We start from the raw sequence: 18,976 nt of genomic DNA, 5'->3' as shown, positions 1-18,976 counted from the left end.
ATCAGATTGAGGATTTCGGCTTATCTTAAAGCAAGATGTTTTAAAGCAGTAATATTTCTCAAATGATGCAAGTCTTGGTGCTTATACTGCGTTGAGAATCTCTTTTGAGATCATGCGTTTTACACCGACAGCCAGCATTTCCTGCCATGCGTGTTGTAAAGAACCCTGTAAATCAATTGCTTTGGTCGCGTCCGAAATCACAAAGGCTTTAAAGCCTAACTTGGCAGCATCCATGGCCGTCCATGCGACGCAGAAATCTGTTGCAATCCCCACGATATACACCGTATCTATACCGCGTTCTTTAAGATAGCCCGCCAAGCCTGTAGTGGTTTTATGATCGGCTTCCATAAAGGCTGAATAGCTGTCAATTTGAGAACGAAAGCCTTTACGAATGATCAGTTGTGCAGTTGGTATGTTTAGATCAGGATGAAATTCAGCATCTTTACTCCCTTGTACACAGTGTGATGGCCACAATACTTGCGGGCCGTAATCTAACTGAATCAGATCATAAGCTTTACGGTTGGGATGATTCTCAACAAATGAAATATGGTTTTCAGGATGCCAATCTTGGGTCAGTACAATATTGTCAAAATGTCGTGCCAATTGATTGATGGTAGGAATGATTTGCTCAGCATGGGCAACTTCTAAATTTCCACCAGAAGTAAAACCATTTTGTACATCAACAACGATCAAGGCGCTACGCTCAGATTGCAACATTTCCCTACCCTTATATTGGCCAAATGACTATTATTTTAATCGTAAAAATTTAAACACTCGATGACTCAACATACAATATAACAGCGTACATTTGCGAGCGTCTTATCAAAATCAACCAAGAAATCATCTAGAACGGTTCGCTAGATTCTAAACGGCGAGACTCCGCTACCCGATAGAAAATTGTTTTCTAGTGCGAATAGATTTTATCCGGCATTGGGATTAAAACCGCACGCTGTTCATGTTTGATAAAAAACTGAAAATTAAAAAAAATTGCTTGGAAATGTGAGTGATTTGTTGCTTTTGTTAAAGAATTTCTAAGGTTTGACTAAAGCATATTGTTCTGACACGCTGAATCAGTCATAATTTGCATAAGCATTAGGCAATCTTTAAGATGATTGTTTCACGCTCAAATCAAAATACTGCAACCATCCCAATCCTTGTTTACTCAAACGCATGTGGATGGAAAAATAGGATATTTTTTTAAAATGACTCAGCAAGCACAGACCATTCAAGGCTCAATTGTCGCAATCGTCACCCCTATGTTTGAAGATGGCAGCGTAGATTGGAAGGGTCTCGAGAAGCTCGTTGAGTGGCACATAGAACAAGGCACTAATAGTATTGTTGCTGTCGGTACAACTGGCGAAGCATCTACTCTTAGCATGGCAGAACACACAGAAGTAATTAAAGAAATTATCCGTGTTGCCAATAAACGTATTCCAATTATTGCCGGTACTGGTGCAAACTCGACACACGAAGCGATTGAACTCACCAAAGAAGCCAAACAACTCGGCGCAGATGCCGCACTTTTAGTTACCCCTTATTATAACAAACCAACGCAAGAAGGTTTATTCCAACACTATAAGGCAGTTGCAGAAGCTGTTGATTTACCTATCATTCTTTACAACGTACCTGGTCGTACTGGTGTCGATCTGCACAACGACACCGCGATTCGTTTAGCAGATATTCCTCAAATCGTAGGAATTAAAGATGCGACTGGCGATGTTCCTCGTGGTAAAGAGCTAATTGATGGCTTAAAAGGTAAAAACATGGTGGTGTATTCAGGTGATGATGCGACTGCGAGTGAATTGATTCAGTTAGGCGCCCACGGCAATATTTCAGTGACAGCAAATATTGCACCAAAAATCATGAGCGAACTTTGTGCCGCTGCAATTGCAGGTGATGCTACAACAGCGAAAAGCAAAGATGACCAAGTTGCAAAATTAAACAATATTCTATTTTGCGAATCGAACCCAATTCCAGTGAAATGGGCACTTCATGAAATGGAATTAATTGGTACTGGCATTCGCTTACCATTAACTCCCTTAGCAGAACAATACCGTGCACCGCTGCGTGAAGAACTCAAAGCAGCGGGTCTCATTTAATAAGAGCTTAGTATTATGCAATTACGTTTAGGTTTAACTCTTGCCATTTCAGCTTTAAGCTTGGCGGGTTGTAGTTCCCTTGGAATCAACAATGGTTCTTTAGATTATAAAAACACGACCACCGTAGAGCCACTTAGCTACCCTGAAGGTTCAACAGTTAGACCTGCAACGCCAATGTATCCAGCTCCTATTGTTGACCCTCTTGCACTTCAGCATGCACCAAAATTTGAAAATAAACGAGGCAACCGTTATGAGGTTCCTCGTCCAGATGTTGCTCAAATCAGTGCACCTGCTGATGAAGTTTCTGCATCAACTGAAAGTGTTGGTCGTCCTCAAATTTTAACTGATGGAAATGGCAATCCACTGATCAAAATTGATGGAAATTCTGCTACAATTTGGCAGTACGCACTTGCGACCCTCAGTAGCTTAAATCATAAGGTTATCGGCCAAAGCAAAAATGCCAATGAGGCAACTGTAAAAATCGATAATTCAACTTATGTATTGAAGCTTAATTCTGTAGGTTCAAGTAACACACTTGCTGTGTTTAACGCCGATAATAGCTTTGCAGACAAAGAAAAAGCTGCAGAACTATTAACCCAGATTTACCAAAACTGGCCAGCCTAGTCGTTCTAGGCAATTTTTTTTTGCAAAAGGTTCCCCCATGTTAAAACAAACCTTGCTCTATACTGGTAAAGCGAAATCTGTGTATGAAACAGATAGCGCGGATCATCTAATTCTAGTTTTCCGTGACGATGCTTCTGCATTTAATGGCGAAAAAATAGAGCAACTAGACCGTAAAGGTAAGGTGAACAACCGTTTTAATGCCTTTATCATGGAAAAACTGGCTGCAGCTGGTATTGAAACACACTTCGAGAAACTTCTTTCTCCAACTGAAGTTTTAGTGAAAAAATTGCAAATGATCCCTGTTGAATGTGTAATGCGTAATTATGCTGCAGGTTCATTATGCCGTCGTTTGGGTGTTGAAGAAGGTTTAGAGCTTGTTCCACCAACATTTGAATTGTTCTTCAAAGATGACGCTTTAGGCGATCCTATGGTGAACGAGTCTCAAGCAATTGCATTGGGTTGGGCAAATGCTGAACAATTGGCGCAAATGAAAGAATTGACTCAAAAAGTCAATGTTGTGTTGAAAGACTTATTCGCTCAAGGCAACATGCTTCTTGTTGATTTTAAACTTGAATTTGGCGTGTTCCATGACCGTATCGTTTTGGGTGACGAATTCTCTCCAGACGGTTGCCGTCTATGGGATAAAGACACCAAGAAAAAACTCGACAAAGACCGTTTCCGTCAAGGTTTAGGTGGTGTTGTTGAGGCTTATGAAGAAGTGGCTACACGCATTGGTGTAGATCTTTCAGATATCTAATTTTAGATACTGATTCTTCAGAAACCGAGCTTTTTAGCTCGGTTTCTTATTTTAAGATACTGATTTTTCTAATAGGTAATCATATAAATTTTCACCAGCTTTTTTCTGAAAGCGGTTTTCAAATAAAGGCACTAAAAACTCAGGGTTAATTTGTGGGAAACTGATGTCCTCAAAATCTTCATCGGATGAGTCTGCATATTGAATAATGACAATAATTTCTTCACCCTGTTGGTTTTTTAATTTTCCTTGTGTTCTTAAATCTTGTAATGCTTGAATAATGGTCTTTTGATAGTGCGCTTGCAATTCGCTATATTGCTCATCTGTATAATCCTCTCCCAAGTCCTGATACAAAGCCGTGATTGCATCGTGAACACGATTATTGGCAGTACTTGAACAACTCCATTCTGAAATCCACCATGCTTCATAGACATCTTCAAAGCTTTTTAATTGTTCTAATGTGCATCCCACATAAAAGAAACCACAGAAATCCTCAACCATTCCCAAACCAATAGCACATAAATGCTGATCTTGTGTAAGCTGCTGAATCTCAGCGAAAGCATCTTGAATGTCTTGGTAAATCACTGAATATAAATGGTCTTTATTCATCATCATGTTCTTATCATTCACAATTTCAATGCAGAGTTTACTATCAAAGCATAAATTCTGTATATAAACCATTCGCCTATGTTGGCATTTACCATCAGTAAAAAATTCAGCAATCGACGACTTAAAAATACTGTAAATTATTTTTGAAAAAGCGTTGCGATGAAACTTTAAACATTAAAACTTGACCTTACAATTATGGTAAGGTTTATCTTAAGTTTAAGTCTTCTTAGAGCAGGGTGAGATATGGAATTTTATATTGAAAATATGACCTGTGGTGGTTGTGCACGTGGTGTAACCAAAGCAATTCAATCTGTAGATGAAAATGCCAAGGTGATTGCCGATCCACCAAGTCACAGTGTTAAAGTTGAAACAACAGCAACACAGCAACAAGTGGTTGATGCTTTATCAGAAGCGGGCTTTCCTCCACGCTAAGCTGATTGGATAAAGTGAAAAGGGCTATCAATTTAAGGTAGCCCTTTTGCATTAAAGCAAATATAAACTGATCAAACTGGGCTCTGGTCATGGGATTTATATGTCTATATAGCATTGATCAAACCCAGCTTTTGCTGATGTAAATTGTTGATCATCACTATATTTCATCAACATGATTCAATATCATCGCCTCATCACTGAGTCATTCAAAATCATACGCTTTATCAATAATTTCAAAAGATTGTGTATCAAAATTTCCATAAAACATCGCATGATAAAATCTAGATTTCTAAACTGAGAACACTTTAAATAACCATACACTTTGCATATTTTATTCTATTTATATTTTTAAAAGTTGTTTTCTAAATAATCTCAAGCTCACTATGATCACAACAAACCGTTACAAAAAGAGCTACAAAATAGAGTTATGCGTACATTATCAAAACGATATTCATTAAGCCTGACCGCCAGCTTAGTTTTTACATTTCTGTATCCACATGCCTACGCTGCGGAACAGATTCCAGCCAATCAAGAAGTTAAAACACTTGATACCATTGTTGTCACAGGTACCCGTTCGCTAAAACGTTCTAAAACAGATTCCTTACAACCGATTGATGTGATTAGTGCAGCGGAATTGACAGAACGTACAGGTTCAAGTGAGTTAGGTACGGCGCTGGCTAAAATTATCCCCTCGATTAACTTTCCTCGTCCAACCGTTGTCGATGGAACAGAACTCGTTCGCCCAGTACAACTAAAAGGGCTTTCTCCTGATCAAGTTTTGGTTTTAGTGAATGGTAAACGTCGCCATACAGGGGCATTTATTAACCTTGGAGGTACCATTGGACGCGGTTCGGCACCGACCGATTTAAATGCCATTCCGATTTCTGCCATCAGCCGTATTGAAGTACTTAGAGAAGGTGCATCTGCTCGCTATGGTTCAGATGCAATTGCTGGTGTCGTCAACATTATCTTAAAGTCTGATCCTAAAACAGGTGATGCAGGTATTCGCTACGGTATTTATGACAAAGGTGATGGTGAACAAAAACAATCCTATGTCTCGGGCGGTACTCAACTGGGCAATTATGGTTATGCGATTTTTTCTGGTGAATGGCAGGACAATGAAGCAACCAATCGCGCAGGTTTAGACCTTCGTGATCCAAACTCCACTACATACGGACAAAGAACTTTTCGTTTTGGTGATCCAAAATCAGATGAGGTAAAAGCTTCTGTTAATGCTGGTTTTGACCTTAGTGATACTGTTGAATTATATGGTTTTTCAACCTATAGCCATCGTAATGCAGAAACTGCTGGGTTCTATCGTTTGAGTAATGCCTCGAACAATGTACCTGCATTATTTCCAAATGGTTATTTACCGCTGATTCGCGGTCAATTAGATGACTTTAGTGCCGTTGCAGGCTTACGTGGGGAAGTCGCAGATTGGCGCTATGATGTTTCAGCCAATTATGGCTTAAACCAATATGATGTAAATACAAAAACCATCAATGTCGATCTATACAAAGATACAGGTTCAACACCAAATTCATTCCATAATGGACAGTTAAAGAATACTCAAGCTGTTTATAACATTGATTTGTCAAAAGAATTTGAGATCTCTGCTTTTGCAAGTCCATTAAATGTCGCGTTTGGTGCTCAATATTTAAACCAACAATATCAAATCAAAGCAGGCAATCCTGCCTCTTATTATAAAAGTGGTTCTTCAGGTTTATCAGGCTTTCGCCAAGCGGATGCCGGGAAATGGACACGTGACAGTTATGCAGGATATCTCGATTTAGAAACAGATATTACCCAAAAACTTTCAGCATCTACAGCCTATCGTTATGAGAAATATGATGACTTTGGGGACACCAATAATGCATCTCTTTCGTTACGTTATAAGCTTATACCTCAAGTTGCGGTACGTGGCTCAGTTTCTACAGGCTTTCGCGCACCGAGTCTAGCACAACAATATTTCACTCAAACCTCTTCGCAATTGGTCAATGGACAGTTTGTTGAGGCTGGAACATTTCCAAGTTCTTCACAAGTTGCACAATTGCTCGGCGCAGAAGACTTAAAAGCTGAAAAATCAAAGAATTATAGCCTTGGCTTGGTACTTACCCCAACTAAAAACCTATATGTAACTTTGGATGCCTACCAAATTGATATTGATGACCGTATTAGCTTATCTTCAAATATCAATGCCAGCAGCCCCACTGTTCGCGCTTATTTGGTATCTAAAGGGATTACCGATACCAATTTCAGCACGGTTCGTTTCTTTAATAATGCCAGTAATACTCGCACTCGTGGTGTAGATTTAGTTGCCAATTACCAATGGCAAAACCTGCCTTATGGCGAGTTAACCACATCTTTGGCTTATAATTTTAATCGCAATAAAGTCACCGATGTCGATAAAAACCCTGAGATTTTAAATGCCTTGGGTGTCAACCTCACCCGTTTAGATCGTCGTGAACAATATGGTTTATTGGCCGGAAGTACTCCTGAACATAAATTCAGTTTAGCCAACGATTATAAAATTGGAAATTTTGGTATCAATACCAATATCACGCGTTATGGAAGCTTTGAAACTTACAGTAACTCAGGTGCTGCCAGTGATCAGAAATTTTCTGCAAAATGGCTGTTGGATTTAGCACTGACATACCAATTAAACAATTGGAAATTTACTGTTGGGGGAGACAACATTACCAATGTTTATCCTGATAAAGATGTTTATGACATCAACAAACCTACTGGCGGAAGTTTGCAATACAGCCAGTTCTCACCGTTTGGCTTTAATGGTGCGTTCTATTACGGCAAAATTAATTATAAGTGGTAGAGGTTAAAGTTAACCAAGGGCTTCAAACCGAGTTGAATGACTCGGTTTTTTTATGTGTATTGTTATTGGGTATATCCTCAACCTGTTTAGAAACACATACACTAGAATATAATTTTTCTTCATTCATAATTTTAATTAAATCAATTTGCGTAGACGCTACCTAACTTTTCAGAGATGAACAGAGACGAGTGACAAAATCTCCTGTTGGATCAGCGAGTATCGTTAAGCTTGGATTGCAGATGAACTTTTTTTAAGAAACTTATATACTCAAAACAAACGATATTCAGATTTAATCCAACATGATAAAAACAATTTATGCTGTTATTTTATTCTTGATCATTTTAAATCCTGCACAGGCGGAAGAGTTAAGCTGTCAGCAAGATTATTCTAAAATTATTGCGCCTGATTTAGATCAATTAGGACAAGATTTAAAGAAAAATGATTATTCATTTATGCAACAAAAAACCCATCCATCTCTGATCAATTATGTTGGTGGTACAGAAGGTTATCAGCAGTTGCTTAAATACGCTCAAAATCTACTTACCAAATCACAGGTAGAAATTGTCAATGTACAATCAAAGCCGCCACTTTATAGCTATATCGTAGATCGTGAAGAAATCTGCTTTGTACCCAAAACCATCACCATGAAAGTCGCGGGTCAAATTCAGGCAGCATCACCCTCATTTATGGTCGCCATTCGTTCACTACAATCACATCAATGGACCTATCTGGACGGTGCAGGACTAAAGAATAATCCTCAGATGCTGTTTACACTTTTTCCAAATTTCCCCAAAGATGTAAAACTTCCATTTCCAACAAATGCCATAAAATAAGCTATTGGATAATGACTTTTATAGGGGCTGAAAAGATTTGATAGAAGTTTTGTGCATCAATCTGATATTTATAACCTGCCAAAACATATGCGGTGCCCTTTTCAGAGAAACTCAACTGACCATTTTTAATCTCATGTTTTGCAGAACCTGATAAAACGACAAAATTGCTGAGTTGCTGATTGAGTTTCGCTCCATCTTGCTGAACCAATTGCGCATTGAGTAATACCGGCTGTTCAGCTTTTACTTTGACATTCTTGGGTGCTTGAATATCAACGATGTATTTCGCATAAAGTTGCGCAGAATTGGTGGTTATCCCGTAGGTCCCTGCAATATATAATTTTTTAAATGTTTCATCATTCAATGCCCAAGGCCAAAAACTGATTCCACGGTGCTTGGTCGTTTCTAAAAGATTGATCAAATCAGCACGATAAGCAGGGTTATACGTTGAATTATATTTCTGAACATCGGTATTGATTTGTTTGGCGGCAATTAAAGTATTGCGGCTATTGGGCATACTTCCAACCAACAACCCTCGTGGTATCTCAGACAATTGTGACTGTGCGCGCGCAACTTGATCTACATTAAATGAGGTTGTGACGACTTGATTTTCAACTTGGTACTTTTTAATTTCATCCTGCATTTTTGCAACCAATGCAGGATTGGCACTTTTCATTTCGATCATCAATACAAAGTTTGGATTGTGCTTAAATGTAGTGAAATATTCTGCAAGGGTCGGTATTGGATAAGCTTTGTTTTTAGATTTTAATTGCTGAACCTGCGCAAGGCTCATTTCTTCAATTTTACCTGTTGAACGCGTAGTGCGATCCACTGTTGCATCATGCATCACCACAAGATGCTGGTCTTTGGTTAAATAAATATCGTTTTCAACAATATCTGCACCCAAAGCAACTGCATGTTTTGCACTTTCTAAAGTATTTTCATCTTCTAAACTGGGTACACCACGATGCCCAATAATAAAGGGTTTACGTAATAAGGTATTTTTTGGAAACTGCTTTAAAACACTGGCAAATAGCGTACTTTGCGGTGTAATAATCCCATTCACACCTGAAGTCAAAATACTGGCGACATCCTGCGGATCATGTGCTGGTGTATCAACCCACACTGTCATTAAATGACGTTGAATAAAGCTAACACTCGATTTGTTGGCAAGGCGATGCGGAAGAACCACGATGCGTGCATAGGCCTGATTAGTACGACGCATAATTTCAGAAAGACCTGCATGGCTGTCCTTTAAGTTTTCGCGACTTAAATCTAATGCTGTTCGAAGCGTAGGTACAATTTGATGCGCAGACTTGAGTAAATCATCACTTTTGGACAATACAGTAATATCGCTCATATCGTGAGATTTAGAGAGTAATTTTAAGGCTTCAATGCTTTTGGGATCTTTGATTTCTAAAACAGGAATGCTATTGCGCTGTGGATTGGATAAATATTGTTGTAATGTTTCAACCACCTGCCCTGTCTGATCAAGCAAGTTTAAATTGGCATCTAATTGATAATATAACTGATTGGTTGAATTTAATGGACTGCTGGTAGTTTTAACTTTTTGAATCAGCGTCGGTGCCAAACCAACATTAGTTTGAATTTCTTGCACTTGAGTGACTTTATTGGCTAAGTCTGGCAACGCACTGGTTTGTTCAGAGACTTGAATATTTTTAACTTTTAAGACTAGGCCTGTTGCTGAAAGCCCGATGCCGCCTTTGGCAGATCCTTGGTCAAGTTCTACATCCTGCATTAACTGATGGTTTAAATAATGCTGTACCCGTTGCCCAGAGACCACAATGCTGGCTTTATACCATTGATTTGCTTTGATGTTCTCCGAAAACGCTTTCGTTTCAGAGACCTCCCACTGCCCGTTACTTTTATGCCGACCAAACTCCGTACCATTTTTTGCAGTGGTGTCTGTTCTGAGGGTAAATTGATAATAACTGCTTGGAATCACCCCCTGAGTTTCTGTGACATCATAAATCACACTGCCCCAACGCGAGTTATTGACAGCTTGGTCTAAAGTAAATTCGAGATCAATGCGATAGTTTTGTTGTTTTTCAAGATTTTGCGGTAATAAAATTGAGGTCGGACTGACTGAATTTGCTCGACCATCAATATGAAGTATCCCATTTTCAACATAGACGTTGCCGGCATTGTTGCCAGGAATACGCCAGCCTTGAGGGATTGTTTTTTGCTGAACAAAACTTTGTTGATAAAGTGTTTTAAGCTGCTGCGCGGCAAGTTTAGGCTGATTTTGGGTCGAAATTTTACTTGCAAGCTCAGCATGGCTCAACATCGGCAAAGAAATTAAAACAGCAAAAGATAAAACGGATAATTTCATAAAATTTCTAAACCATTTAGAAGCACTTTGCTCAAGCGTATTTCTAAAATGATGTCAGCCTAATTTAAATTTTGCCGATATTTTAAACCTTTATATAAAATAGAACATCTATTTAAAAGATGCCTAAGCAAATAAACTTCACAACTATTGTTGCTGCTGTTCTTGTTGCCAACGACGTTGCTGTAAACGCTCACCTTCAACTTCACGCTTATTACGAGCAGACTCATATAATTTTGTGCCTTTCAATTCAGGTGGTAAATATTCCTGTAGCACAAAATTTTCAGGGTAGTTATGAGGATAAAGATAATCCACACCATAGCCTTGTTGTTTCATAAGCTTGGTCGGTGCATTACGTAAATGGAGTGGCACAGGTAGGTTGGACGTTTTTTCTGCAAGTTCTAAGGCTTTATTGATCGCCAAATAAGTGCTGTTACTCTTTGCACTGGTTGCCAGATAAACTGCGCATTGGCCTAAAATAATTCGACACTCAGGCATGCCTATCGCTTGAACCGAGCGGAAACATTCGCCCGCTAAAAGCAAGGCATTTGGATTTGAGTTTCCAATATCTTCTGAAGCAGCGATCAACATACGACGAGCGATAAAAACCGGATCTTCACCGCCTTTAAGCATACGTGCCATCCAATACAACGCTGCATCAGGATCACTACCTCGAATAGATTTAATAAACGCAGACACAAGATCATAATGCTGCTCACCTGATTTGTCATAGCGTGCAATGTTCTGTTGCGCAACTTTGACCACGATCGCATTGGTCACAATATTTTCAATATCGGACTCAAAGGTACTGGCAATTAAATCGATTAAATTAAGTGCCTTACGCGCATCACCCGCAGCAAACTGAACCAAGGCATCAAATTCTTCAATCTGGATATGACGGTCTTTTAAAAATTTATCTTGTTGAATCGCGCGTAAAATGAGTTCTTGAATCGCCTCATTACTTAATCCATTTAAGGTATATACCTGACAACGAGACAGCAAAGCACTGTTGACTTCAAATGAAGGGTTTTCAGTGGTCGCACCGATCAGGGTAATTTTGCCTTTTTCAACCGCATTCAATAAGGCATCTTGTTGCGACTTGTTAAAACGATGAATTTCATCAATAAACACCACCGGTGTTAATAAATCACCACTGTCAGCAATCACCTCACGGAGCTCTTTTACCCCTGTATTTAAGGCAGATAAGCTAATAAATGTACGATCAACTGCTTGAGCCAATAACAATGCGATGGTGGTTTTCCCAACACCAGGCGGCCCCCAAAAAATAATCGAGGGTAAATGCCCTTGATCAATCATTTGACGGAGTGGTGCTGCAACACCGAGTAAATGATCTTGCCCAATAATTTCAGACAAATCACGTGGACGTAAACGTTCTGGAAGCGGAATTTGAGTGTCTGACATACTGCTTTTTTAATTGATGAATGCTGTCCTTAGTCTACTATGGAAAATCATCAATATTGCATTTTCAGCTTTAAAATAATCGATTCTGCAAAACATCCATTAACGAGGCCTGAAATACTTGACCATGACTAAGATGTGGATAAAGCATTAATTTGCCATCTACGCCTTTACTGGCCAAATCTAAAACCAATTGACGGTTATTTTGAATCATATCCCGATCTGCATTTGGGCTGATTGGTCTCGTTGTAGACTGAATGATGTCACCTTCCATCACCCATAATTTTTTATTTTTTAATTGCTCAGGCGGGGCTTTTTCAACGGCTTTGAGTAATCGAGAATCTGCCCATGTGAGAGATGGACTGGCTGAAAAATAGTGTGAAAACTTATTATCTGTGCTTTGACTATTTAAAAGGGTATCTAAAACAAATAAACCAGCATAAGAATGTCCCCACAATGCGGTACGTTGCTTATCCAGTTTTACTTGCGTATTGACCCACGGCATAATTTTTTCAAACAGCACCTGTCTAAATTGTGCACTTCCGCCTGCCATACGTTCAGGATTGCGTGGGTCAGCCGCCACTTTTCCAGATTCATCAGCAGGTGTGTAGTCTACAGACCGTGAAGCGGACTCAAACGGTAACTGGGTTTGATAGCCTATAGCCACCAACACGGGGCTGTCTTGTTCGGATAGTTTTTTTAACAGTGACTCATCTAAACGCGCCATAGCAGAGTTGCCATCTAGCATATAAACAGCAGGTAAGGTCTTATTTTTATTGATATGTTTAGGAATTCCGACCCAAACTTTATAATGCCGTTGTTGATCTGCGGATTGAAAATTTTTTACTTGAAATTGATAATAACTGGAGCCTTGCTCCGCAATATTTGGCCCTAAAGCTTGCAAATCTGGTTTTGCATAAACATTGCAGGGAATACCGAAACTCAGGCTGATTGCACATAAACAGAATGCACTTTTTTTGAATAACCAAGATAAAGCAAACATTTTAAAAACACATCAAACTGGAAGGCTTGGTTATGATATTACTATTTGATAATGATTATCAATTCATAATTGATTCAAATGATTTACCGCACCCATCTTACTATGTATTCATCAATGTCTTCTTCATTGACTTCTGTTTCTGAGATACAACGCCCAGCAGCAGATTTTCTGGCTTTAATCACATTGCTTCTTGAGCCTGTGATCAGATAGTGCCATGCCGGTAAATTTTTACCTTCATTCACCCGACGATAAGCACAACTTGAAGGCAGCCAATGAATATTGGCTAATTTTTCAGGGCTTAATTGAATACAGTCAGGTACATAATCTAAACGATTAGGATAGTCAGAACACTGCGCGGTAGTACAATCGAGGAGTTTACAAGACACTTTGGTATAGGCTATTTCATGTGTGTCATCATCTTCTAATTTTACCAAACAGCACAGCCCACAACCATCGCACAACGCTTCCCACTCGGTCGGATTTAACTCAGACAGTGTATAATTCTTCCAAAACTGGGGGCGGATCTCAAAGGTCATGGCATAACATTAAAGTCATTTAAGGCGAAATAATTATATCAGTATATAAGCAGAAATTAGAAAATTTAAAACAGAACAAACCTTTACATATTGCTTTATTAATCACACTTTTTAAACACAACTTCACAAGTCCCTCAGATTTTTCTGCCTATACTGAAAATACATAACAAAAATATGGAGATGAATCTTATGTTTCGTTGGGCAATTATTTTCGCTGTGATCGCCTTAATCGCAAGTTTATTTGGTTTTGGTGGTGTCGCGGGAATGTCTAAAGACTTCGCAGTCATTCTTCTCGTTGTCGCGGTAATCCTCGCGATTGTTGGTTTTATTTCGAGAGGAAAAGTTTAGCTTTTCCTGATCAATTTTCATGAAAGAGAAGAACCTTGGTTCTTCTCTTTTTCATTTGAAAACGACCTTTTTCATTCATAAATTTTCACATTTCTATTGTAAATATTCGAAATTTAGTCATTTGAATCTTATATATTTATGCTTTAATCAATCTCATTCTCGCCGATACACAAGGATTAACAGATGGCTCTTGCAATCAAAACTCGTGAAATTCAATACCAAGCAAAAGATGGAACAACTTTAATCGGTTATTTTGCTGCGCCTGAATCCGCACAACCAGTTGCAGGTGTGATTGTTGGTCCAGAATGGTGGGGCCGAAATGAGTATTCTGAACAACGTGCTCGAGAGTTGGCACAACATGGTTTTGCTGCGCTGGCAATTGATATGTATGGTGATAAAAAAACCACGGCTGCTGCGACTCAAGCCCATGAGTGGATGATGCAAACCTTCCAACATGAGCAGACCATTGTTGAGCGTTCAGCTGCGGCTTTGGCTGCTTTAGCATCACAACCAGAAGTCGATGCAACGCGTTTGGCTGCGATTGGATTCTGTTATGGTGGTAAAGTGATATTAGATTTGGCACGCTCAGGTGCTGACTTAAAAGCTGCGATTACTTTCCATGCAAATTTATCTGCGCAAAAAGCAGCGGAAGCAGAAAAATTTAAAGCGCAAGTTTTAGTGCTACATGGTGAAAAAGACAGCATGGTGTCTTTGGCAGATGTCGAATCGTTTAAACAAGAAATGCAGCATGCTCAGGTAAAATATGAAGTGATCATCCTGAAAGATGCTAAACATGGCTTTAGTAACCCACAAGCAGATGAAAAAGCAAAAGCCAATGGCGTAGATCTAGGTTATAACGCCGAAGCAGAAAAAGCCGGATTAGCAGCAATGTATGATTTATTAGATCATACCTTGGCTTAACCTACTCTGGCTTAATTAAAATACGTTCTACGTCGATTAAGACAACAAAACGAGGGATTAGAAATGACTGAAAAAGTATGTCCTTATTGTGACTTTGAAGAATTTGATATCATTGATAAAAATGAATTTGGTGCAATTTTGCCTGAACATAACCCTTTGTCTAAAGGTCATTCAGTGATTATTCCTTTGCGCCATATTGCTTCTTTTTTTGAGGTTTCAGAGAAAGAACGTAAAAGCCTTTCCTCTTTATTGGAACTGGCACGTAACGAGCTTAAGATTCGCCATCAACCTGAAGGATTCCATATCGCTTTTAATGATGGTCATGTGTTTGGTGAAGACCAAAGTGAACATTTCCATATTCACATTATCCCACGCTATAAAAACGAACCGCTTAAATTGGATAAGCGTTGGGGTATCATCAACGAAAACTAAGTTGTGGCTATAAACGCTTTTGAAAAGACGCTTTGGCGTCTTTTTTTATGCAGATTGCTGCTCAAGTTTAAGATAATTTTCCGCAATAAATTTATCTTGGTTATACTGAGCATCCAATTTTTACGCTAGATTGTTATGTCGCAATTTTCATTTTCAGATGCGCTATTGACTTGGTTTGATCAACACGGGCGCCATGATTTACCGTGGCAAGTGGCTGATGATCCATACAAAGTTTGGGTGTCTGAGATTATGTTGCAACAAACACAAGTCAAAACTGTACTGCAATATTTTGATAAATTTATCCAACGCTTTCCGACTGTCGATGATTTGGGTAAAGCCTCATGGGATGATGTTGCCCCCTATTGGGCAGGATTAGGCTACTACGCCCGTGCACGCAATTTGCATAAAGCAGCAGGCGTGGTCAGCCAGCAAGGGCATTTTCCACAAAGCTTAGAACAATGGGTGGAACTTTCAGGTATTGGTCGCTCTACTGGTGGCGCACTGATGTCGCTTGGCTTACGCCAATATGGCGTCATTATGGATGGCAATGTAAAACGTGTTTTGGCCCGTTTCTTTGCCATTGAAGATGATCTGAGTAAACCCATCCATGAACGAGCCATGTGGCAACTGGCGGAAAGCTTATGCCCAACTGAACGCAACCACGACTATACCCAAGCAATTATGGATTTGGGCGCAACCATTTGTACGCCCAAAAAGCCACTCTGCTTATACTGCCCTATGCAACAACATTGCCAAGCCCATCAACAAGGGCTAGAAACTGAACTGCCTTATAAGAAAGCTAAAAAGCCTGTTCCTGTTAGAACTGGCACAGTGTTATTAATTGAGTCAGATCAACAATGGTTATGGGAACAGCGTCCCAACAGTGGTTTATGGGGAGGCTTATGGAGTTTACCGATTTTTGAAAATGAGCTCGCGTTTCAACAGCTTTGTCAAAGTCTAAAACTTATTTCAACTGTTGAACCTGTCCAAATCTCGCATAGCTTTACCCATTTCACATGGATTTTAAATGCGCATATTGTTCGAGTTGAATCAGACCAAAAAGAATACCTCCAGGCTGAACTTGGGGGCGAATGGTTAACACCACAAAAAGCTACACAAATGGGCATCCCTACAGCCATGAAAAAATTGATCTCAGCAGTAAAAATATGACATAGTCAGACACGGGTATTCGAAGCATATTTCAATTTTAATTTGCCCTTTTGAAACTTGAAAAAAAGGATTTCTCGTGTCACGTAGCATCCAATATTGCTTGATGGCCTTGCTTGCCATTATTTTAACTGCATGTACCACTGCACCTAAAAAGCCAAGCTCATCTAAGCCTCAGCTTCCACAAGCTCAAATTAACCGCCTAAAAGCAATGTCAATGCCAACCCGATTGGCAATTCCTGTAGATGGAGTAAAACCACAAAACCTCACAGATACTTGGGGTGCATCTCGCAGTGCTGGGCGAGCACATGAAGGAATTGACATCATGGCTTCACGTGGAACCAAAGTTTATAGTAGTACTGAAGGTGTGATTACCAGTTTAAAGAGCAATAATCTGGGGGGTAAAGTGATTTGGCTCATCGGACCAGGTGGGGTTTATCACTATTATGCTCATCTAAACGATCACAAACGTGGTCTACAAGAAGGCGATTACGTTAAAAAAGGTCAGTTAATCGGCTATGTGGGCAATACGGGAAATGCACGACATACTGCACCGCATTTGCACTATGGACTATACTTAAGGGGTAAAGGCCAAGGTGCAGTCAACCCCTACCCTTATTTACGTTAATTTTAGATTGAATCAATTTAGGAATATTCCATGTCAGAAGCATTGCTTGAGCGTTTAGTTGAATTTGCAGAATCAGGCAATCAACAAAAAATTGCCCTCAATGGACAAAATCATCAAGGCTGGATTATGGAAATCACCGATGAAGCATTAATGATCAGTACTGGCTTTGCAGACAAAGCGGGTAAAGATATTTGGGTAAGTTTTAAAGATTTACAACATGCGCAACTTTCCTATTGGGACAACAAACAAGATCAATGGGTCGAATTTAAACTTTAGACAATTAAAACTTAAATCAATCAGAACAATGGTAGATCTTTTATGATAAATAAACGCTGTGGTTGGTGTTCAGATGATCCTCTTTATATTGAATATCATGATCAAGAGTGGGGTAAATCCAATCGAGATGAACAGCATTTATTTGAAATGCTTTGCCTAGAGGGGCAACAAGCAGGTTTATCTTGGATTACTGTTTTAAAAAAGCGTGAAAGCTACCGCGCCCAATTTTTTAACCACCCGATTCAAACCATCGCCAATTTTACTGAACAAGAGCTTGCGCTAAAATGTCAGGATGCTGGGCTGATTCGCCATATTGGGAAATTAACGGCAATTCGTGACAATGCTATTGCATGGCAAAACATGAAAGCTCAAGAGATTGATATGGTGAACTGGTTATGGGATTTCGTCGACCAGCAAGTACAACTCAATGATGTCCCTGATTATAAATTAGCGCCTGCACAAACCGAAACCAGTCAAAAGCTTTCTAAAGCGTTAAAAAAGAATGGTTTTAAATTTGTTGGTCCAACCACTTGCTATGCCTTTATGCAAGCAGTGGGTATGGTCAATGACCATGAAAATGATTGTATATCCCGCTAAAAGTTTAACTGAACAAACAGGAAGGATTCACATGTCAAATAATACGTTTCATGCTTATGCTGCCTTAGAGGCAGGTGCAGCACTTGTGCCCTATCAATTTGATGCAGGTGAATTACAGCCTCATCAAGTCGAAGTCAAAGTTGAATATTGCGGTTTATGCCATTCCGATGTTTCAGTGATTAACAATGAATGGGGAAATTCAGTTTTTCCAGTGGTTGGCGGTCATGAAATTATCGGTACCATCACTCAACTGGGTTCAGAGGCGAAGGGATTAAAAGTCGGTCAACGTGTTGGTATCGGCTGGACTGCGGAAAGTTGTCAGCACTGTGATCCATGTGTTAGTGGTCAACAAGTGCTTTGCACTGGGGGTTCAGTTGCAACTATCGTTGGTCATGCAGGCGGGTTTGCAGATAAGGTTCGTGCAGGTTGGCAGTGGATTATTCCTTTTCCTGAAGATTTAAATCCTGAAAGTGCTGGCCCTTTATTGTGTGGTGGTATTACTGTTTTTGACCCAATCTTAAAACATCAAATTCAAGCAGTTCACCATGTTGGTGTCATTGGGATTGGTGGCTTAGGTCATATGGCCATTAAAATACTCAAAGCGTGGGGTTGTGAGATCACTGCCTTTACATCAAGTTTGGATAAAACAGATGAACTTAAAGCGATGGGTGCAGACCATGTGGTCAATAGTCGCGATGCCAATGCGTTAAAAGCGCAACGTGGCAAATTTGATTTATTGTTGTGTACGGTAAATGTGAGTTTGGACTGGAAAGCATATCTGAATACACTAGCACCAAATGGCACAATTCACATGCTAGGTTTAGTCCTCGAACCGATGCCGATTCCTGCGGGTGCACTGATTGGCGGTGCAAAATCAGTGACCGGTTCACCAACAGGCTCCCCTTTTGCATTGCGCCAATTATTACAATTTGCAGCACGCAAAAATATTGCACCACAAATTGAAGTTTATCCAATGTCAAAAATTAATGAGGCTTTGGAGCGACTTCATTCTGGAAAAGCCCGTTATCGTATCGTATTAAAAGCGGATTTCTAATTTAAGTCTGACCATCCATCACGGTTTATCAAGAACCGTGAATGGAATAAGCCTGTCGTGGTATGCG

At 39.6% G+C, this 18,976-nt stretch carries 20 protein-coding genes; 14 read left to right on the top strand and 6 right to left on the bottom strand.

The features are described 5' to 3' along the window. Positions 1–81: 81 nt before the first annotated feature. Positions 82–717 (bottom strand): bifunctional nicotinamidase/pyrazinamidase, encoded by a 636-nt coding sequence (gene pncA, locus AC07U8_RS00400; RefSeq protein ID WP_494737104.1) that lies wholly within the window; start codon positions 715–717, stop codon positions 82–84. A gap of 485 nt (positions 718–1,202) precedes the next feature. Between pncA and dapA the strand changes: the two genes are divergently transcribed. The 3 genes from dapA to purC are packed head-to-tail and all read left to right on the top strand — an operon-like array spanning position 1,203 to position 3,480. Further along, positions 1,203–2,099 (top strand): 4-hydroxy-tetrahydrodipicolinate synthase, encoded by an 897-nt coding sequence (gene dapA, locus AC07U8_RS00395; RefSeq protein WP_151801862.1) that lies wholly within the window; start codon positions 1,203–1,205, stop codon positions 2,097–2,099. Between the two features lie 15 nt (positions 2,100–2,114). Then, entirely contained in the window at positions 2,115–2,723 is a 609-nt protein-coding gene (locus AC07U8_RS00390; protein WP_096732495.1) for a lipoprotein-34 precursor (NlpB), read from the top strand. 37 nt (positions 2,724–2,760) lie between these two features. Then, positions 2,761–3,480: a phosphoribosylaminoimidazolesuccinocarboxamide synthase gene (gene purC / locus AC07U8_RS00385; protein WP_004818291.1), complete on the top strand. Its 720-nt coding sequence runs from the start codon at positions 2,761–2,763 to the stop codon at positions 3,478–3,480. Positions 3,481–3,531: 51 nt separating this feature from the next. Here purC and AC07U8_RS00380 read toward each other — a convergent pair whose 3' ends face one another. Continuing rightward, complete coding sequence (locus AC07U8_RS00380) at positions 3,532–4,092, bottom strand: DUF4303 domain-containing protein (RefSeq protein ID WP_494737103.1); 561 nt, start codon at positions 4,090–4,092, stop codon at positions 3,532–3,534. A 237-nt stretch (positions 4,093–4,329) separates the two neighbouring features. Here AC07U8_RS00380 and AC07U8_RS00375 point away from each other — a divergent pair, with 237 nt between their 5' ends. From AC07U8_RS00375 to AC07U8_RS00365, 3 genes are all read left to right on the top strand, one after another. Further along, complete coding sequence (locus AC07U8_RS00375; protein ID WP_004818287.1) at positions 4,330–4,518, top strand: heavy-metal-associated domain-containing protein; 189 nt, start codon at positions 4,330–4,332, stop codon at positions 4,516–4,518. 427 nt (positions 4,519–4,945) lie between these two features. Continuing rightward, a complete protein-coding gene (locus tag AC07U8_RS00370; protein ID WP_494737102.1) occupies positions 4,946–7,348 on the top strand; it encodes a TonB-dependent receptor plug domain-containing protein in 2,403 nt (800 codons plus the stop codon). 299 nt (positions 7,349–7,647) lie between these two features. Continuing rightward, complete coding sequence (locus tag AC07U8_RS00365; RefSeq protein ID WP_494737101.1) at positions 7,648–8,181, top strand: hypothetical protein; 534 nt, start codon at positions 7,648–7,650, stop codon at positions 8,179–8,181. 1 nt (position 8,182) lies between these two features. On the opposite strand, the gene AC07U8_RS00360 is transcribed toward AC07U8_RS00365, so the two are convergent. From AC07U8_RS00360 to AC07U8_RS00345, 4 genes are all read right to left on the bottom strand, one after another. Continuing rightward, positions 8,183–10,531 carry a glycerophosphodiester phosphodiesterase family protein gene (locus tag AC07U8_RS00360; RefSeq protein ID WP_494737100.1) on the bottom strand — a complete coding sequence of 783 codons (2,349 nt, stop codon included), beginning with the start codon at positions 10,529–10,531 and terminating at the stop codon, positions 8,183–8,185. Positions 10,532–10,675: 144 nt separating this feature from the next. After that, the gene (locus AC07U8_RS00355) at positions 10,676–11,950 is read right to left on the bottom strand and encodes a replication-associated recombination protein A (RefSeq protein ID WP_034614710.1); all 1,275 of its coding nucleotides are present in this window, start codon (positions 11,948–11,950) and stop codon (positions 10,676–10,678) included. 70 nt (positions 11,951–12,020) lie between these two features. Then, positions 12,021–12,950, bottom strand: coding sequence for an alpha/beta hydrolase (locus tag AC07U8_RS00350; protein ID WP_494737099.1), 930 nt, complete (start codon positions 12,948–12,950; stop codon positions 12,021–12,023). Between the two features lie 83 nt (positions 12,951–13,033). Beyond that, positions 13,034–13,486, bottom strand: coding sequence for a YcgN family cysteine cluster protein (locus AC07U8_RS00345; protein ID WP_494737098.1), 453 nt, complete (start codon positions 13,484–13,486; stop codon positions 13,034–13,036). Between the two features lie 189 nt (positions 13,487–13,675). Between AC07U8_RS00345 and AC07U8_RS00340 the strand changes: the two genes are divergently transcribed. From AC07U8_RS00340 to ahr, 8 genes are all read left to right on the top strand, one after another. Continuing rightward, a complete protein-coding gene (locus AC07U8_RS00340) occupies positions 13,676–13,834 on the top strand; it encodes a DUF1328 domain-containing protein (protein WP_004718815.1) in 159 nt (52 codons plus the stop codon). Between the two features lie 183 nt (positions 13,835–14,017). Further along, a complete protein-coding gene (locus AC07U8_RS00335) occupies positions 14,018–14,755 on the top strand; it encodes a dienelactone hydrolase family protein (protein ID WP_494737097.1) in 738 nt (245 codons plus the stop codon). Between the two features lie 63 nt (positions 14,756–14,818). Then, complete coding sequence (locus tag AC07U8_RS00330) at positions 14,819–15,187, top strand: HIT family protein (RefSeq protein WP_004718818.1); 369 nt, start codon at positions 14,819–14,821, stop codon at positions 15,185–15,187. 135 nt (positions 15,188–15,322) lie between these two features. After that, positions 15,323–16,357 carry an A/G-specific adenine glycosylase gene (gene mutY, locus AC07U8_RS00325; protein ID WP_004718819.1) on the top strand — a complete coding sequence of 345 codons (1,035 nt, stop codon included), beginning with the start codon at positions 15,323–15,325 and terminating at the stop codon, positions 16,355–16,357. 76 nt (positions 16,358–16,433) lie between these two features. Continuing rightward, entirely contained in the window at positions 16,434–16,982 is a 549-nt protein-coding gene (locus AC07U8_RS00320) for a M23 family metallopeptidase (RefSeq protein WP_004818257.1), read from the top strand. 30 nt (positions 16,983–17,012) lie between these two features. Further along, a complete protein-coding gene (locus AC07U8_RS00315) occupies positions 17,013–17,258 on the top strand; it encodes a hypothetical protein (protein ID WP_004818256.1) in 246 nt (81 codons plus the stop codon). 42 nt (positions 17,259–17,300) lie between these two features. Next, positions 17,301–17,855 carry a DNA-3-methyladenine glycosylase I gene (locus AC07U8_RS00310; RefSeq protein WP_494737096.1) on the top strand — a complete coding sequence of 185 codons (555 nt, stop codon included), beginning with the start codon at positions 17,301–17,303 and terminating at the stop codon, positions 17,853–17,855. A gap of 31 nt (positions 17,856–17,886) precedes the next feature. Continuing rightward, entirely contained in the window at positions 17,887–18,909 is a 1,023-nt protein-coding gene (gene ahr, locus AC07U8_RS00305; protein WP_034614740.1) for an NADPH-dependent aldehyde reductase Ahr, read from the top strand. Positions 18,910–18,976 lie beyond the last annotated feature (67 nt).

This window comes from Acinetobacter sp. GW821-FHT01E09, assembly GCF_059422385.1.
This window is presented reverse-complemented; position numbering and strand designations above follow the sequence as displayed.

What these genes read in the sequence shown, in the direction of transcription:
- pncA (WP_494737104.1), bottom strand. Translation starts at nt 717, where the DNA reads ATGTTGCAATCTGAGCGTAGCGCCTTGATCGTTGTTGATGTACAAAAT.
- dapA (WP_151801862.1), top strand. Translation starts at nt 1,203, where the DNA reads ATGACTCAGCAAGCACAGACCATTCAAGGCTCAATTGTCGCAATCGTC.
- AC07U8_RS00390 (WP_096732495.1), top strand. Translation starts at nt 2,115, where the DNA reads ATGCAATTACGTTTAGGTTTAACTCTTGCCATTTCAGCTTTAAGCTTG.
- purC (WP_004818291.1), top strand. Translation starts at nt 2,761, where the DNA reads ATGTTAAAACAAACCTTGCTCTATACTGGTAAAGCGAAATCTGTGTAT.
- AC07U8_RS00380 (WP_494737103.1), bottom strand. Translation starts at nt 4,092, where the DNA reads ATGATGATGAATAAAGACCATTTATATTCAGTGATTTACCAAGACATT.
- AC07U8_RS00375 (WP_004818287.1), top strand. Translation starts at nt 4,330, where the DNA reads ATGGAATTTTATATTGAAAATATGACCTGTGGTGGTTGTGCACGTGGT.
- AC07U8_RS00370 (WP_494737102.1), top strand. Translation starts at nt 4,946, where the DNA reads ATGCGTACATTATCAAAACGATATTCATTAAGCCTGACCGCCAGCTTA.
- AC07U8_RS00365 (WP_494737101.1), top strand. Translation starts at nt 7,648, where the DNA reads ATGATAAAAACAATTTATGCTGTTATTTTATTCTTGATCATTTTAAAT.
- AC07U8_RS00360 (WP_494737100.1), bottom strand. Translation starts at nt 10,531, where the DNA reads ATGAAATTATCCGTTTTATCTTTTGCTGTTTTAATTTCTTTGCCGATG.
- AC07U8_RS00355 (WP_034614710.1), bottom strand. Translation starts at nt 11,950, where the DNA reads ATGTCAGACACTCAAATTCCGCTTCCAGAACGTTTACGTCCACGTGAT.
- AC07U8_RS00350 (WP_494737099.1), bottom strand. Translation starts at nt 12,950, where the DNA reads ATGTTTGCTTTATCTTGGTTATTCAAAAAAAGTGCATTCTGTTTATGT.
- AC07U8_RS00345 (WP_494737098.1), bottom strand. Translation starts at nt 13,486, where the DNA reads ATGACCTTTGAGATCCGCCCCCAGTTTTGGAAGAATTATACACTGTCT.
- AC07U8_RS00340 (WP_004718815.1), top strand. Translation starts at nt 13,676, where the DNA reads ATGTTTCGTTGGGCAATTATTTTCGCTGTGATCGCCTTAATCGCAAGT.
- AC07U8_RS00335 (WP_494737097.1), top strand. Translation starts at nt 14,018, where the DNA reads ATGGCTCTTGCAATCAAAACTCGTGAAATTCAATACCAAGCAAAAGAT.
- AC07U8_RS00330 (WP_004718818.1), top strand. Translation starts at nt 14,819, where the DNA reads ATGACTGAAAAAGTATGTCCTTATTGTGACTTTGAAGAATTTGATATC.
- mutY (WP_004718819.1), top strand. Translation starts at nt 15,323, where the DNA reads ATGTCGCAATTTTCATTTTCAGATGCGCTATTGACTTGGTTTGATCAA.
- AC07U8_RS00315 (WP_004818256.1), top strand. Translation starts at nt 17,013, where the DNA reads ATGTCAGAAGCATTGCTTGAGCGTTTAGTTGAATTTGCAGAATCAGGC.
- AC07U8_RS00310 (WP_494737096.1), top strand. Translation starts at nt 17,301, where the DNA reads ATGATAAATAAACGCTGTGGTTGGTGTTCAGATGATCCTCTTTATATT.
- ahr (WP_034614740.1), top strand. Translation starts at nt 17,887, where the DNA reads ATGTCAAATAATACGTTTCATGCTTATGCTGCCTTAGAGGCAGGTGCA.